Consider the following 16,164-nt stretch of genomic DNA (forward strand, 5'->3'; position numbering starts at 1 on the left):
GGACTATTATAAACTCATCAAGTGAAAAGACAAATCATTTGAAAAAATTTATAAAAAAGGAAGGTTTTGAAAAATGACACAATATTCGCTGGAAGAAAAAGAAAGCTTCACTGTATTAGGTATTGGAATTGAGCTAAAAAGCGATTATACAGACTACGCTGGCATAAACAAGGAAAAGGTAGACTTTTGGCAGGAAGTCAAACAAGATGGAAGACTTGACACTCTAAAATCTATAGCCACAAATGACTACATTTTTACTGTGAACGAAGCGGTAAATAATAAGATGATGCATTATGCCGGTGTCATGACAGAGCAATCTCTACCAGAAGCATCGAGAGTTATTCAATTTCCTAAAGGGGAATACCTGATTGTTCAAGGGGAAGGAAAGACAGCTGATGAATTGAGTAATACACTCACTGGCATTGCCTTTGGTCAAGTATTGCCTAAAGCAAAAGATTTTGCTTATGTTGGCGGGCCGAATGCAACAGTTGAGATGGGACAGCGAAACGGCTTTGTATTTGGTGAAATGTGGATCCCTGTTGTTAGGAAATAACTGGTGAGATAAAATTGCCCCATATTGTAGATTTTAAAAATGTGTCTATAGCTCTTGATTGAGCGTAAAATTATTATTTATTCCATAACAAAGACTATCATTCACGCCAATTATTTAGGCATTCAAATTACGAAACAGGACATCTCCTTCATACTAGAGAGTGCTGTTTCTTTTTTGTGTCATTTACTTATGATACAGTTCCTAGCTGTATATCAATATGAATGAATCTACTTACCTTTTTCATGCCCTCTAAAAAATATTCTTATCTACTAATTTATGTATTTGTACCCATTGCCTTCTAAATATTCTATTGACAACGCCCTTAAGAGGATATACATTAACGATATTGATAATTATTATCAATTAATCTCATATTAAGGAAGGAAATATAAAATGATTGTAAAACAAAAATTTTCATTATTCTTAACATTACTAACTTTTATACTTTTACTTGCATTAGTAGGTTGTTCAGGTGATGAGCAAACAAATGCAAAATCTGAACCAACTTCTACTGAAGAATCTACTAAGGAAACAACGGAATCAGAAGAAACAACAGAGTATCCAATCGTGATTAAACATGCACTTGGTGAAACAACAATTGAAGAAAAGCCTGAACGCGTTGCTACGATTCAATGGTCAAACCATGACGTGGCTCTTGCTCTTGGTGTTGTGCCTGTAGGTTTTTCAGCTGCAAACTACGGTGTTCAAGATGATAGCGGAATGTTACCTTGGACTGCAGATAAATTAAAAGAACTTGGTGCTGAAACGCCAACTATTTTCCAAGATACTGACGGTTTAGATTTTGAAGCAATTGCTGACGCTAATCCAGATGTCATTCTTGCAGCATACTCAGGTATTACTCAAGAGGAATATGATACATTAAGTGAAATTGCTCCCGTTGTTGCCTATCAAACCAGCCCTTGGGTAGCTTCATGGCGTGAACAAGTTACATACAATGCAATGGGTATGGGTATGGAAGAAGAAGGAAAACAACTGATTGCCGATACAGAGAAACTAATTGAAGAAAAAGTAAATGAACATGCTGAAATTAAAGGTAAAAAGGCCGCATTCGTAAGTATTAGTGCCGATGATTTATCTAAATTCTATATCTACTCACCAGGAGATCCACGTGGTGCATTCCTTAATGAGTTAGGAATGGAATATCCTGAAAGTATTACAAGTCAAATCACTGATCCAAATAGTTTCTTTATAGAAGTAAGTGCTGAAAATGCAGATATGCTTAACGATGCTGAAATTTTGGTATCATACGGCGATGAAAATACACTTGCAGCTCTGCAGGCTGATCCAATCCTTGGAAAAATCCCAGCGGTAGAGAGAGGTTCTGTCGTCATTATTGGAGATAACACTCCACTTGCAGCAGCTGGAACTCCTAGCCCACTTGCAATTGAATACTCAATTGACGAGTACTTAACATTACTCTCAGAAGCTGTAAGCAAAGTTCAATAAAATGAGTAATATATCCGTTTCAGAAAATAAGCAGTTACATTTACCGAAAAATTTCATAGCAGTACTTATACTTTCAATTGTCTTACTCGGTATTTGTGTATTGGCTTCTCTTGCTTTTGGCTCTCGAACAGTTGGATGGAATGAGTTAATGGACGGCTTATTCCATCCTGAAGTACAGACTCACGGAGCAAATGTTGTTCGCCAAAGAATTGCTAGAACTGTATTTAGTATTATGTGTGGTGCTGCATTAGGAGTTTCTGGGTCTCTGATGCAATCAGTCACTCGTAATCCTATTGCAGACCCTAGTATATTAGGGGTTAACACAGGTGCAGCACTATTTGTCGTTTGTGGAATAACATTTTTAAATATTGGTACTGCTAGTCAATACATTTGGCTTGCATTAGCAGGAGCGATCATAACTGCCATTTTTGTATTCGGAATTGGTTCGATGGGGAGTGGCGGTGCCACGCCCCTTAAACTTGTTTTAGCGGGTGCTGCTACTAGTGCTGCGTTATCATCCCTTGTTATGGCCATTATGATTCCCCGCTCTAATGTTATGGATCAATTTAGATTTTGGCAGGTTGGTAGTGTCGGATCAGGAAATTGGAGCTCTATCTCTCTTTTTATTCCTTTTCTTATTATCGGAATACTAATTGCCATCTTCACAGCTCCAGCACTAAATGCATTAGCATTAGGTGATGAAGCAGCTACAGGATTAGGTGTACGTACAGGAACACTTAGACTTGTTGCTGCCTTTGGTGGCGTATTATTGTGTGGTGCTGCAACAGCACTCGCAGGTCCTATTGGATTTATAGGATTATTAGCAACACATGTGATTCGACTCATTATTGGTCCTGATTTACGATATATTATCCCAATGTCAGCTCTTTCAGGTGCCATTATTTTAACTATATCAGATATATGCGGTCGGATTTTAGGAAGTCCTGGTGAGCTTGAAGTTGGTGTCGTTACTGCATTTATTGGAGCTCCTATTTTAATTTTAATAACTATGAAAGCGAAAATGCGTACGTTATGATGAATGAATCTATAAATCTTATAATAATAGGTAGAAAAAAGAGACATCGTCGTTATATCCTCGTGACTTCTTTACTTGCAATTATCGCCTTTGCTCTTTGCTGCACAATGCTTATGCTGGGAAATACGATTTATCCTGTTTCAGATGTCATAAGCGTTCTGCTGGGTGAGAAAGTAAAAGGTGCCTCATTTGCAGTGGGAACAATCCGTTTCCCAAGAATGGTTGCAGGTGTTTTTGCCGGATTTGCTTTCGGTGTTGCTGGACATGTATTTCAGACGATGCTTCGTAATCCCCTTGCAAATCCAAATGTTATCGGAATAACAACTGGTTCAAGTGCTGCGGCTGTTTTTTGTATCATCGTTCTTCATGCAAGTAATACCTTTGTTTCGATTGCTTCTATTATTGGTGGACTTGCTACAGTAATCGTTATTTTTCTATTATTAAAGGGTACTTCTTTTTCAATTGGCAGATTAATTTTAATAGGAATTGGTATTCAAGCCATGCTGAATGCAGTTGTATCTTACTTATTATTGATTGGTCAACAACAGGATATCCCTACTGCTATGAGATGGCTAAGTGGTAGTCTAAATGGAGCTAAAATGGAGGAACTCTACCCTCTTATGGTAACAGTTCTTATCTTTGCACCAATTATTATCGCGTTCGGGAAACGATTAGATATGTTAGAACTTGGGGAACAAGCAGCAACATCACTGGGAGTCGATACGAATAAGACACGATTTGTACTTATCATCAGTTCGGTGCTTATTATTGCGTTAGCTACCGCTACAACAGGACCTATCGCATTTATTGCGTTCCTTTCCGGGCCTATTGCAAAAAGACTAGTTGGTGTTGGTTTCTCTAGTATTATACCAGCAGGTCTTGTTGGCATCATTTTAGTTTTAGCATCAGATCTTGTAGGACAATTCGCATTCGTTGCCAGATACCCTGTAGGTGTCATCACAGGTATTCTTGGAGCACCATACTTGATTTACTTGCTAATCCGAATGAATCGAAAGGGGGATTTATAATGAAACCGATACATGCTTTTCAAGCTAAAGGAATCACCGCTGGATACGATAATAAAACGATCCTACACGATGTAAATATTTCCATTTCAAGCAACAAAATAAGCATTATTATTGGAGCCAACGGTTGTGGTAAGTCTACTCTGCTTAAAACAATGGCTAGGCTGATTAAACCTACTTCCGGGCAAGTTACCTTGGGAGGAAAACCAATTCATAAAATTCCACCAAAACAGTTAGCCCGTGTATTAGGACTTTTACCACAATCACCAATTGTTCCGGAAGGAATTACCGTTGCAGATTTAGTTGGTCGAGGGAGATTTCCACACCAAACATTCCTAAAAGGATGGACAAAAAAAGATTATGAAGCTGTTAGTGAAGCAATGGAAATCATGAAAATCACTGAATTTGCCGACCGGCATATTGATGAGCTTTCAGGTGGTCAAAGACAGCGTGTATGGATTGCTATGGCTCTGGCACAACAAACAGACATATTGTTTCTTGATGAACCGACAACCTATTTAGATATCACCTATCAAGTTGAAATACTCGATCTGCTAACAGATCTTAACCGAAAATACGGAACAACCATTGTCATGGTTCTTCATGATATCAACCTTTCAGCACGCTATGCTGACCATATCTTTGCTCTTCATAAAGGAAAACTTGTTGTGGAGGGCGAGCCGGCAGAGGTTATTACAAGTACATTGATTGAAGATATATTTGGTCTTCATTGTACTGTGGTAGAAGACCCTATATCGGGTTCTCCTTCTGTGGTGCCGATTGGGCGGCATCATGTGAATAGGGAACTGATTCCTAGTTAAAGATATGTTTTTGTGTGATTTCGTTTACAGGGTAATGTTCGTAACCTTTCTAGTGACCGGACATAGATTCTTCGTTATGTATTGAAAATCAAAGACCACATTCAGTGCTTAGGGAGTGGTCTTTCTTTCCACAGAACTTTTTTATTTAACCTAATTTATTATTCCTGTCTTAATATCTTAGTTTTCCTATTAAGATAGTTAAATGCTAGTTATTGAAATATCTAATAGTAATTAACACTCAGCAGTTTCTTCCTATTTATATAATTTAAAATACAAGCTTAAACTCATATTATGATAATTTCAGAAAGTTAATTACCTGTCTTTATTTAAATTTTATTTAGTCTCGCCATCACTTTTAATTGCTTGACAAGACTCTCTTTTAATAAGTGTAGCATTTACCTTTTCCACGATCCCTCGTTGCTGTTCTTTCTCAATTGATTCAATAAGAAGTGTTGTTGCCTTTTTAGCGATATCGGAAAATGAAATTTCGACTGTTGTTAGCGGTGGATTTAAATAAGATGAAAAAAATGAATTATCGAATCCAATGATTGATATATCTTCTGGAATACGTAATCCTAATTCACTTGCTGCTTTATATGCACCAATTACCATCGTATCATTACTTACAAAAATGGCTGTTGGCAGATTAGGTCCTCTAAAAAAATACTTTACACCCTCGTATCCACTACTCTCTGTAAAATCACCATGGTAAATAGCATCCTTTGTCATCTCTATTCCGTGTTGCATTAGTGTTGTTTCGAAGCCTGCTAGCCTTTCTTTTGCAGACAATTTATTTAAATTTCCAGTAATAATACCGATAGAAGTATGTCCAAGTTCCAATAAGTACGATACCGCCTTAACACTACCCTCATAGTTATCCGCATTAATATATATCGCATTGTGATTTGTGTTATAAACTTCACTCGTATCTATCATAGCAATGAAATGTTTTTGTTCAATTAGTTTAAATATAAGCTCGTTTTCTGCTTCTTGCGTCCCTACAAAAATGGCTCCATCAATTATCTTTTGATAAAAAATACTTTGAACCTTTTTTAAATCCTCTTTTGAATATGCAATAGAGATAAGGACATAATAATCCATTTTATTTGCTTGGTCACTGACTGCACTAACAATTGGAGAAAAAAACGGGTTATCATGTATTAAAGTATCATCCGTTGATTTGACATGATGAGGTTCCTCATTATCCTTTACATCTAATAAAATGATTGCAATCATTTTATTTTTTACACCAGCTAACTTTTGTGCTGAAGCATTGGGAGCGTAATTGTATTCTTCGATGGCTTTCCAAACCTTTTCTCTTGTGGATTGTGGTATATCTGGATAATTATTAATAACTCTTGATATTGTACTTCTAGATAATCCTAGAAGTTTAGCTAAGTCCTCACTGCGCATAAAGTCTCCACCTAATCACTGATATTTATCATATTATATCAGATAGAAATTCAAGTTCTTGAATTTAAAGACTAATTAATTTGATTGGTGGATATCAAATATTAAAGACACTGGAAACTTTTACATTAAAAGTGATTGAAATTTTTTGACTTATAGTTTAACATCGTTATTGAAAGCGTTTCCGTTTACTGCTAGCAAACAACTTAGAAAATACATAACTATGATTAATGTTTTTTTTTACTCTTTCACTAACACGCGTTAGTAGAAGTTATGAAATTTATTCATGTTCTTCAAAATACTATTAACAACAACAATAAGCTTTTATAACTTAAAACAGAAAGCGGTTTCTAAACTAAATAAAGAGATCTAGAATAACATTTTAACAATTCCACTTTAAAATATTCTCTAACTACATAACTCAAGTAATATAAGAATATTTTATACATTCCACAGAAACCGGTTTCCTCCTTAGAGGTGGTGATTATTTATAACAAACATTTAGTAATAAAATTCTAATACTATGGAGGTAAATTATGAATTTTAGAAAATTAGTTATTCTTTCAATTGCAGTTATTCTATTTTGTTCAAGCTTTCCCTTTAAAAGTAATGTTTCAGCTGCTGAAAACCCATCAACTGATACAAGCTCAGCATCAAAAGATTGGGAATTAATTTGGTCTGACGAATTTAATGGCGACGATATAAACATGGAAAACTGGAGCTATGATGTTCCTACAAATGGTAGGTATAACGGTGAAATACAATCGTATACAGAAAATAATGCCTTTGTTAAAGATGGATCTCTTATTCTTGAGGCTAGGGAAGAAGATATTACAGAGGCAGATGGAAAAACATATAACTACTCTTCTGCTAAACTAATTTCCAAAGGTAAACAAAAATGGACGTATGGAAAAGTGGAAGTAAAAGCAAAAATGCCTTCAGGACAAGGAATTTGGCCTGCAATTTGGATGATGCCAGAGGATGAACCTTTTTATGGTACATGGCCAGTTAGTGGAGAAATTGACATTATGGAACTATTAGGACATGAACCTGATACAATTCATGGAACAATCCACTTCGGTAATCCACATCAACAACGACAAGGACATTATTATTTACCTGATGGTCAATCATTTGCTGATGATTACCATATTTACAGCATAGAATGGGAACCTGGTGAAATTAGATGGTATGTTGATGGTAATTTATATCACACTGCAAATGACTGGTTCAATAAAAGTGATTCTAATGCAGATGACTATACCTATCCAGCACCATTTGATCAAGATTTCTTCTTAATTATGAACATTTCAGTAGGTGGAGGCTGGCCAGGTAATCCTGATGAAACAACAGTATTCCCTCAACAAATGGCAGTTGATTATGTAAAGGTCTATCAAAAAGATGAGTACCCTGAACGTGAAAAGCCTGTAAGTGAGGATAACGATGATGTTAGAGCTCCTCTTAAGGATGGTAATTACGTTTACAATGGTAGTTTTGATATGGAAGACCCTTCTGTAGACGGTGTAGAAGGTGTACTAAATTCTGATTATTGGAAATTTTCAACAGATGGAGGCGCAATTGCGAATCTTGCACCAAATAACGGTGCAATGGATGTAAATATTCAATCAGGCGGTAATGTTGAACACGGAGTTCAATTACTTCAAGCTCCAATTCATCTTATAAAAGGAGCTAAGTATAAAGCTTCCTTTAAAGCAAAAGCAGAGAATGAAAGACCATTAAAAGTTAAAATAGGTGCAGATGGAGATCGAAGTTGGAAAGATTATGCTGGACAAGATCCTTTCACTCTAACAACTTCTTGGGAGGATTACTCATTTGAATTTACTATGAATGAAGAAACTGATAGTAAAGCTCGATATGAATTCAATATGGGGCTAAATGACGGAGATATTTCACTTGATGATGTAAGATTAGAGAAAATTGAAGATGCAGAACCTGTTGATCCGTCAAAAATTGTAAGAGACCCACTTCCAACTGGAAACTATATTTATAACGGTACTTTTGACCAAGGTACTGAGAGAATGGGTTTTTGGGAATTTAGAACAGACGAATCCGCAGATGCAACGAAATATATCGGAAGTGCAGTAAATGAAAGAAGATTTGAAGCATTGATCAGTAATGGTGGTAACAATAAAAATTCAGTACAATTAGCTCAAAATGGTTTTAATCTAGAAAATGGAAAACCATATCAATTAACCTTTGAAGCAAGTACAGAAGCAGAAAGGGATATTCAGGTAGCTATCACGAATTCGAAGTCTGATATAATACATGAAGAAACAGTTAACTTAACACCAACTACACAAGAATATACGTTAGATTTTACAAATGATTTTGCAACCGATAATAGATCAGAGCTCCAATTTAATATTGGTGGTAATCAAAACGATGTGTACATTGATAATGTGTTCATGAAAAGACTACCATTGGAGCAGGTAGAAGGTAATCTTGTTAAAAATGGAATTTTTGACGGCCTAGCTAGTTGGAGAGCAGAAGCATATAATCCCGGTAAAGCAACTTTTGCAGTAAACGAAGAGGGACAAGCTAAAGCAGCTATTACTGATATCGGTACTGCTGATTGGAACATTCAATTATTCCAACAGGGAATTAATATCGAACAGGATGCTACTTATGAAGTATCTTTTGATGCAAAATCTACTGTGGACCGACCATTACGTGTACAAATTCAACATAATGGTGAAGAAGACAACAATTGGACAGGATACTTTGATCAAGCGGCAGAACTAACAAATACATTGCAGACATTTACCTACACATTTAAAATGAGTGAACCAACAGATCCATCAGCCAAATTTGGTTTTGCTTTAGGAAAAGATGCTGATGGATTAACACCAGCAGAAATACAGGATGTATTTATTGACAATGTTGTTATTAAAAAAGTAGAAGACAATAGTAATCCAGAAAGTCCTCCAGGCACTGATGATCCAGGTACTGATAATCCAGGCACTGATGATCCGGGCACTGATAATCCGGGCACTGATGATCCGGGCACTGATGATCCAGGCACTGATGATCCAGGCACTGATGATCCGGACACTGATGATCCGGGCACTGATGATCCGGGCACTGATGATCCGGGCACTGATGATCCGGGCACTGATGATCCGGGCACTGATGATCCAGGTACTAACGAGCCAAATACTAAAGACCCAGAAGTAAAACAGGGTGAAAATTCTGGAGAAAAACAAAGATTACCTGACACTGCAACTAACACGTTTAACCTACTTGCTTTAGGGCTATTAGTAGTCATGTTTGGTTCAGTTTTAGTTATTAAAGCTCGTAGAAAAAAATCCTTTTAACGTAAATAGCACTAATTCCTTTAAGGAATAGTGCTGTTTTTTTATTTAACATAGAAAAACACGGTTGTACCCGTACACTATCAACAAAATGTCAAATCTCTTTTCCGTTAATTGTTATAAATAACTATTAAACTTTAGAAGATCTGTTTTTTGTTTCAAACATCCGAAATCGATCAAGGATCATTTCTAGTCTTGCTCGGTTATACCTCTGCACAATAATAAAAGGGACGTTGAAAAACAATGCATATAAGATCATTACCCAACCAGCCCAGACTGGATTCCAAAAGAAAAACAGCGGAGCAGGGAGAATTGATAGCCAATGAGCTAGTTCGGCTCTCTTCGTCTCAGCAGCAAATCTTTGAAGAGTGTCATTGTCGAACCCATGTAGAGCCTTTTTTTCATATCCAAACTTAAAAAGGCGTGCACCATCTGGAACGGCTCCTTTCCACTTTTTCACACAAAAAAGACGCTGCCATAAATGACCTGAGTTTTCCCAAGCGGCAATCTTAAAAAGCGAGGAACTTCTTTGAAAATATCGTAATGGCACGAAAAAACAGCAAACAGAAACGAGTAGATGAAAAAAGGCCCAGGCTACCACGTCGATAATGATGGTCCACATAATCGAAAATGAAATGATCGGCATATCGATTCCCCTGTCTAGACTTTAATGTTCCTTCCCTTCCATGTTACTGTACGCACTATTTTTGTCAGGTACAAAGAGTAGACAAAAACACCTGTAAAGAATAGCAATAAGAAAGGAAACAAAGGAAAAACCCATATATAAAAATTACCTGTTTTTCTGGCAAGAAAGGCTGTTTGCCACGTATATAATAGATAGAAAAAAAGACTAATGACGATCACAACCAAGTTTGGTTGAAGAAGGGAAATAATGAGCCCTCCTATCAGTGCAAAACCACCACAGATCCAAAGGTTAATGAAAAGCATGACAGTTCCGTGAGTTGACTTCGATGCCGTAGCAAAGTTCTTCGCCCAACCTTCTATCAACTGCTTCCATCCTTCAGGATACATCCGGAATGAAATAATGCCTTTACCACCATAACAAAATATTGGAAACTGATTTTCCCTGAAGACTTTCGCAAGGGCAAAATCATCCATAATCGCGTTTTTCGCTTTTTCATGGCCTCCTGCATGAAAATAGTTTTCTCTGTCACATAGTATACAAGGACCAAAGGCACCAGCGGCTGGAAATGTTTCTTTCCAAGGAGTGAAAATATTCATACCAATCATGACGATCATGTTGAATACAGCGGAGAAGTTTTCATAAACTCGTTTGATCGTGTGATACGGTTGGACAGAAAAAACTCCTTCTGCACCATGATCCATATAAGAAAACAACAATGTTTCGAGACTAGTTTCATGAACGAATTGAGTATCCGCATCTAAAAATAACAACCATTTTCCTTTTGCGTGCTTGGCTCCCGTCCAACAAGCATGCGATTTGCCCGAGCCCATGTGAGCAACTTTTTCATTTTGAAGAACTGTTGCTCCATATTGTTTCGCCACCGAAACGGTACGATCTGTCGAGGCATCATCGACAACGAATAATTCAAATTGTTGAAAGCTTTGTTGTTTTAAAGATTGAAGTAAAGCTTCTATCCTTCCTTCCTCATTTCTTGCAGGTATTATAATTGATAGTAAAGGAAGAGGGGTGTGGGTATTTTTTTTTATAGGAATTAATGGTGAAGACCAAAACATTAGGGCACCGCTTATCACACCGATCATCGTAAGTAGCCAAATACTAATCCATACTATAAACATTTCTCTTCCCCCTCCTATAAAGCAACCATTGTATGTATATGCGCTTTTTGCTGCCTGTCCACTTGCTTTTGTAAGGGAACTTCAAGTTCCATATGTCTGATCTCTTTCAACAATTTTATCTCGAACTTGCTGTCCGCTTAACGTCACCATAGGCATTCCTCCGCCAGGGTTGACCGTTCCACCGACGAAATATAAATTTTCATATCGTTTACTTTGCTTACTATGTTTAAAGCCCTTGTTTTTCTTCCGATCAGATACAGTGCCATATATTGAACCCCGATCAGAATTATATGTACGTTGGATGTCTTCCGGTGTCCAAATATCTTTCGTCACGATATTTTCCCGCAATTGATCAAGCCCCATCTTTTCCAATTTCATCAATACTTTTTCAGCAAATGCCTCATAATCTTCTTGGGTAAATGGGTTATCTTTTATATAAGGAATATGCGGCAGAATTTTTAAATTTTCATAGCCGGACCTAGCCTGAGACAGATCTGTTTTATTGACATTAACAAGATATATGACAGGATCGTCCGGCAATTCATGGCTGTGAAAGATTTTATCCATTTGCTGCTTGAGGTTTTCTGAAAAGAAAAAATTGTGATGGCTTAGCTGTGGGTAGCTTTTTTTCACTCCTACATGGATGACCAACCCAGAACTCGCTGGTTCAAACTTCTTTTTAAGTTTACGAATTAATGATTCTTTTTCTTGAAGTAATTTTGTGTATACCGGAATTACTTCCATATTGGCGATATAGTGATCTGCTGTCAGCAATTCTCCACTCTCCAGCATTGCTCCGGTAATTTTGCCTTTTTCTTTTTGTAATTGAATGATAGCCTGATTCGTATACAATTGAACCCCTATTTCCTCAGCCAATCTTACAAGACCACGTGCAAGCAAATGCATGCCTCCTGGTACATACCACACTCCCTGAGCATGTTGCATATAAATCATCATATTTAAAACAGCTGGTGCATCATAAGGGGAGGATCCTACATATTTAATGAAATATGAAAGCATGTCACGAAATTGCGGATTACTAATTCTTTTGTCAATCGCTTCATACATCGTTGATCCCAAATCAAATGCCTTGATAGATTTAAAAATACCATGATAGCCCATCACTTCTTTTGTACTGTCAAAACCTTTTTGAAAATATCCTTCCTCTGTAATGTCATATAGTTTTTTAGAATAATTGAGCAATTGTTTGTATTCGTCAATATCGCTTTGTGTCAAATTAGCATTTTTCTCAAGCATGTCTTGAAGACTCTCATACAAATCGATCACATTACCATTTGGAAAAAAAGAACGCCACTGATGCTCCAGTCGTAATAGCGGAACATAGTCCTTCATCCTTTTCCCGCTTGCAGCAAATAATCTTTCAAAAATATGGGGCATTGTTAAAATTGATGGTCCGAGATCAAAGCCAAAGCCGTCTTGCTCAAGCCGGTTCAATTTTCCCCCTAAATGGTTATTCTTTTCATATAAAGATACCGCATACCCACTTTGAGCAAGAGAGATAGCTGCGGATAAACCACCCAACCCTCCACCAATAACTAGCACTTTTTTCCGTTCATCCATCTCGCTCCATCCTTTCTCCGTCCTCACGTCAATATTAGTGACTAATCGCTTTTCTTATAGCATTCATTTTTTCCTCGGCTACATAGTTCCTCCATGATAAACAATCATAATGATGAGCCCGTACAGAGTTTAGAATTTCTCTATAGACTTGCGCAGAAAGAGAAACAGGCAGCTGACTATCTTCATCAAAGTAAGTGATATTTTCAAAGAACCCTTCATAAAGTTCCTCTGCCCTTAAGGCTAGTTTTTCCCAGAGTTGAATGAAATTCATATTAATAATTCTGTTTTGCAAATCAGAGCGTGAATATTGATACCTGACTAGTTCTTCTTCTGGTAAGTAGATTCGTTGCTTTTCAAAAAAATCTTCCCCCACATCTCTTAAAATGTTCGTCATTTGCATAGCAATTCCCAAGTTCACCGCAGGGCCACTTAAGTCACGGGGAGTATTGGAGGCAATAATCGGAAGAAGCATTCGCCCCACCGATCCGGCAACATAATAGCTGTATTGCTCCAAGTCCTGCATCGTTTTCGGGGCTGAAAAGTGTACATCCATCAACTGTCCATTTAGTTGATCATAAAAAGGCTTAATCGACATTGGATAATCATCAAACACCGAGCGTAAAGCTCTCCATAAGGGCACATCCGGTTCTGCACGATTTTGAAATAAATCCAGTTCTTTCTTTAATTGCTCTAATGCTCGCAGCTTTTCTGCTTTTATTCTGCTTTCATCGACACAATCATCCGCAATTCTGCAAAAGGCATAGATCGCAAAGACAGCATTTGACTTCTCCTTAGGGAGCTTTGAAAAGGCATAATAAAAACTTTTCGAATGCCTTCGAATAATTTCTTCACAATAAATAAAATCAGCTTGCTTTTGCCTCCAATTCATGTTGCTCTCCTCCTTCAAAACGTTAGTGGTAATCCATCTCATCCTTGGTCATCCAATAACAATTCCTGAACGGCAATTTTGGCGGATAGCAACACAATCGGTACACCTGCTCCTGGATGGGTACTGCTCCCCGCAAAATATAAATGTTCACAATGGGTCGATTTACTTTGTGGTCGCATATGATTACTTTGTGATAAAGTTGGCTGTAATCCAAAACAGGCACCATTGTAAGCATGAAACTTAGATTCAAAGTCTTTTGGAGTCATATACGTTTCCGTAACAATCTCGTTTTCTATCTGTTCAAAGCCCTTAATTTTCTTAAGTGACTGCAAAATGTATTGGCGATAATATTGAATCGTTTCATTATTCCATTCATATTTAGCAGTTGATAAATCAGAGACAGGCATCAGAATATATAAACCATCTTTTCCTTCCGGTGCGAGCGAAGGATCTTTTTTAGACGCAATATACACATAGAATGATCCATTTTCCAATTGGTTTCCTTCGAAAATATCGGTCAAGTTTTGTTCCAGATTTTCATTAAAAATGAAATTATGAACATGGTCGATTTCTTCATATTTGCGGTTCATGCCCAAATACATTAAAAAGCAAGAACAAGAGTATTTCATACTATCAATCTTTTTATCTGTATATTTTCCTTTTGCTTTTACATCTTTAATAAGATGTTTCATAGCAAATGGAAAATCAGCATTACAGACAATATAATCAGCGTTGATTGTCTGATTTCCAAGGCGAATGCCAGTTGCTCTTCCATGCTCGATACATATTTCATCTACAGGACTGTTGTAATGAATCTTCCCCCCCAATTCCAGAAAGAGTTTTTCCATCGCAGTTGCCATTGTATACATTCCTCCTTTGATAAACCAAACACCATAGAGGAATTCAATCATCGGGATCATCGTATATAATGAAGGACCGTTATAGGGGGAAATCCCTATGTACAAGGTTTGGAAACTGATCATTTGCTTTAGACGTTCATTCTTTATGTATTTGCCAATGAACTGATCTGCACTGTCCAATGTTTTCAACTTCAGTGCTTGCTTAAGGGTGGACGGATTGTAAAAGTCTTTTGGCTGACGAAATGGTCGTTGAATAAAATGATTTTTTGCTACTAAAAATCGCTTATAAATTTCTTGGAGATATCGGAAGAAGCCTTCTGTATCTTCTTCACTTATGCTTTCGATCGTTTTCGTAAGTGATGTTAAATCAGAGGAAATATCATATGGATGTTCAGGATCATCGCCAAAATATACACGATACATTGGATCAAGCCTTTGCATTGGGATATAATCATCCGGATTGCGGCCACAAAGTTCAAAGATTTCTTGATATAGTTCTGGCATCATCACAATACTTGGTCCCAAATCGAATTGATAACCATCCAATTCAATCCTATGCATTTTACCGCCTGGCATCGATTCTTTTTCATATAACTCCACATCATATCCTGCATGTTGAAGACGAATTGCACTAGCCAAACCGGCAACGCCTGCCCCAATCACGACTATTTTCTTTTTCATCATTCAATCCTCACATTTCCTATTTTTTCAAGATAATAGGTACCTTTTTAGATACTTTAATGTAAACTATTTTCTCAAAGGTTATCATTCTTTCTTTTTAAACATTATATACGGTTGTACAAGTTTTGTACAACTATAAGTGTTTTATTCGACAAAAAAACAATAATAATGGCAATATTAGAGCCTTTTTGTATAGTGTCATGATAAAATAGTTATACAAAAAGTTATACAAAACGGCTAAGGATTGAATAAGATGGATGCAAAAGATAAACAATATTATTTAATTAACCAAACAGGTCATTCGCAAATGGGAAACTCGATATCAAGTGATTGAACCAAAGCGCTTAGAAAACCGCTACAAAGTTTATACTTTTGAAGATTTATTTACATTGAAGGCACTTAAAGCTTATAGGGCTGAGGGGACATCGATGAAAAAGCGGTCCAATTGTTAGCAAGCCAAAATTCAATTAGGGACTCATTTCATCAACCAAATCCAGTTGAAATAAGTCCTTTTGTAGTAGAATTAATTGATAGCAGTCTGTATAAGACGAAGAGTCGCTTATTTTATTATTAACAAAAGCACATCATAAGCATGGATTAGACTTGTTTTTACAAAATACAAGAGATTGGGATGAAAGTCAGGAAACGGTTGCTAGTTTGGTAGTTAGAGATTTTTTAGCACAAATCAGCCGAAATTTTCAGAATGTACTCATGCTCCATGTGTCCT

Annotated in this window: 13 protein-coding genes; 7 read left to right on the plus strand and 6 right to left on the minus strand. The window is 36.9% G+C overall.

Going from position 1 to position 16,164, the window contains the following annotated elements; translation table 11 throughout:
• Window positions 1-73: 73 nt before the first annotated feature.
• The 5 genes from BK577_RS06380 to BK577_RS06400 all read left to right on the plus strand — a co-directional run bounded on the left by BK577_RS06380 (window position 74) and on the right by BK577_RS06400 (window position 4,902).
• On the plus strand, window positions 74-553 hold the full coding sequence (locus tag BK577_RS06380; protein WP_078432166.1) for a GyrI-like domain-containing protein: 480 nt from the start codon (window positions 74-76) through the stop codon (window positions 551-553).
• A gap of 393 nt (window positions 554-946) precedes the next feature.
• Window positions 947-2,020, plus strand: coding sequence for an iron-siderophore ABC transporter substrate-binding protein (locus BK577_RS06385; protein ID WP_078432167.1), 1,074 nt, complete (start codon window positions 947-949; stop codon window positions 2,018-2,020).
• 1 nt (window position 2,021) lies between these two features.
• Entirely contained in the window at window positions 2,022-3,056 is a 1,035-nt protein-coding gene (locus BK577_RS06390) for a FecCD family ABC transporter permease (RefSeq protein ID WP_026562924.1), read from the plus strand.
• Window positions 3,053-4,084: a FecCD family ABC transporter permease gene (locus tag BK577_RS06395; protein WP_078432168.1), complete on the plus strand. Its 1,032-nt coding sequence runs from the start codon at window positions 3,053-3,055 to the stop codon at window positions 4,082-4,084. The genes BK577_RS06390 and BK577_RS06395 overlap by 4 nt, the downstream gene beginning before the upstream one ends.
• Complete coding sequence (locus tag BK577_RS06400; protein ID WP_078432169.1) at window positions 4,084-4,902, plus strand: ABC transporter ATP-binding protein; 819 nt, start codon at window positions 4,084-4,086, stop codon at window positions 4,900-4,902. Before BK577_RS06395 ends, BK577_RS06400 begins: the two co-directional genes overlap by 1 nt.
• A gap of 333 nt (window positions 4,903-5,235) precedes the next feature.
• On the opposite strand, the gene BK577_RS06405 is transcribed toward BK577_RS06400, so the two are convergent.
• On the minus strand, window positions 5,236-6,315 hold the full coding sequence (locus tag BK577_RS06405) for a LacI family DNA-binding transcriptional regulator (protein WP_078432170.1): 1,080 nt from the start codon (window positions 6,313-6,315) through the stop codon (window positions 5,236-5,238).
• Between the two features lie 533 nt (window positions 6,316-6,848).
• Here BK577_RS06405 and BK577_RS06410 point away from each other — a divergent pair.
• Window positions 6,849-9,647 carry a carbohydrate binding domain-containing protein gene (locus tag BK577_RS06410; protein ID WP_078432171.1) on the plus strand — a complete coding sequence of 933 codons (2,799 nt, stop codon included), beginning with the start codon at window positions 6,849-6,851 and terminating at the stop codon, window positions 9,645-9,647.
• 127 nt (window positions 9,648-9,774) lie between these two features.
• Here BK577_RS06410 and BK577_RS06415 read toward each other — a convergent pair whose 3' ends face one another.
• The 5 genes from BK577_RS06415 to BK577_RS06435 all read right to left on the minus strand — a co-directional run bounded on the left by BK577_RS06415 (window position 9,775) and on the right by BK577_RS06435 (window position 15,437).
• On the minus strand, window positions 9,775-10,290 hold the full coding sequence (locus BK577_RS06415; RefSeq protein ID WP_078432172.1) for a glycosyl-4,4'-diaponeurosporenoate acyltransferase CrtO family protein: 516 nt from the start codon (window positions 10,288-10,290) through the stop codon (window positions 9,775-9,777).
• 14 nt (window positions 10,291-10,304) lie between these two features.
• Window positions 10,305-11,426, minus strand: coding sequence for a glycosyltransferase family 2 protein (locus BK577_RS06420; protein WP_078432173.1), 1,122 nt, complete (start codon window positions 11,424-11,426; stop codon window positions 10,305-10,307).
• Window positions 11,427-11,507: 81 nt separating this feature from the next.
• Window positions 11,508-13,007, minus strand: coding sequence for a phytoene desaturase family protein (locus BK577_RS06425; protein ID WP_078432174.1), 1,500 nt, complete (start codon window positions 13,005-13,007; stop codon window positions 11,508-11,510).
• 34 nt (window positions 13,008-13,041) lie between these two features.
• Window positions 13,042-13,896: a phytoene/squalene synthase family protein gene (locus BK577_RS06430; protein ID WP_078432175.1), complete on the minus strand. Its 855-nt coding sequence runs from the start codon at window positions 13,894-13,896 to the stop codon at window positions 13,042-13,044.
• A 38-nt stretch (window positions 13,897-13,934) separates the two neighbouring features.
• A complete protein-coding gene (locus BK577_RS06435; RefSeq protein ID WP_078432176.1) occupies window positions 13,935-15,437 on the minus strand; it encodes a phytoene desaturase family protein in 1,503 nt (500 codons plus the stop codon).
• 299 nt (window positions 15,438-15,736) lie between these two features.
• Here BK577_RS06435 and BK577_RS26795 point away from each other — a divergent pair, with 299 nt between their 5' ends.
• Window positions 15,737-15,889 carry a MerR family transcriptional regulator gene (locus BK577_RS26795; RefSeq protein WP_078432177.1) on the plus strand — a complete coding sequence of 51 codons (153 nt, stop codon included), beginning with the start codon at window positions 15,737-15,739 and terminating at the stop codon, window positions 15,887-15,889.
• Window positions 15,890-16,164: the final 275 nt, after the last annotated feature.

The sequence above is a fragment of the Metabacillus halosaccharovorans genome (assembly GCF_002019635.1).
Lineage (GTDB): Bacteria > Bacillota > Bacilli > Bacillales > Bacillaceae > Metabacillus > Metabacillus halosaccharovorans.

Excerpts from the sequence above, each read along its gene's own strand:
- BK577_RS06380 (WP_078432166.1), top strand. The coding sequence starts at position 74 with ATGACACAATATTCGCTGGAAGAAAAAGAAAGCTTCACTGTATTAGGT.
- BK577_RS06385 (WP_078432167.1), top strand. The coding sequence starts at position 947 with ATGATTGTAAAACAAAAATTTTCATTATTCTTAACATTACTAACTTTT.
- BK577_RS06390 (WP_026562924.1), top strand. The coding sequence starts at position 2,022 with ATGAGTAATATATCCGTTTCAGAAAATAAGCAGTTACATTTACCGAAA.
- BK577_RS06395 (WP_078432168.1), top strand. The coding sequence starts at position 3,053 with ATGATGAATGAATCTATAAATCTTATAATAATAGGTAGAAAAAAGAGA.
- BK577_RS06400 (WP_078432169.1), top strand. The coding sequence starts at position 4,084 with ATGAAACCGATACATGCTTTTCAAGCTAAAGGAATCACCGCTGGATAC.
- BK577_RS06405 (WP_078432170.1), bottom strand. The coding sequence starts at position 6,315 with ATGCGCAGTGAGGACTTAGCTAAACTTCTAGGATTATCTAGAAGTACA.
- BK577_RS06410 (WP_078432171.1), top strand. The coding sequence starts at position 6,849 with ATGAATTTTAGAAAATTAGTTATTCTTTCAATTGCAGTTATTCTATTT.
- BK577_RS06415 (WP_078432172.1), bottom strand. The coding sequence starts at position 10,290 with ATGCCGATCATTTCATTTTCGATTATGTGGACCATCATTATCGACGTG.
- BK577_RS06420 (WP_078432173.1), bottom strand. The coding sequence starts at position 11,426 with ATGTTTATAGTATGGATTAGTATTTGGCTACTTACGATGATCGGTGTG.
- BK577_RS06425 (WP_078432174.1), bottom strand. The coding sequence starts at position 13,007 with ATGGATGAACGGAAAAAAGTGCTAGTTATTGGTGGAGGGTTGGGTGGT.
- BK577_RS06430 (WP_078432175.1), bottom strand. The coding sequence starts at position 13,896 with ATGAATTGGAGGCAAAAGCAAGCTGATTTTATTTATTGTGAAGAAATT.
- BK577_RS06435 (WP_078432176.1), bottom strand. The coding sequence starts at position 15,437 with ATGAAAAAGAAAATAGTCGTGATTGGGGCAGGCGTTGCCGGTTTGGCT.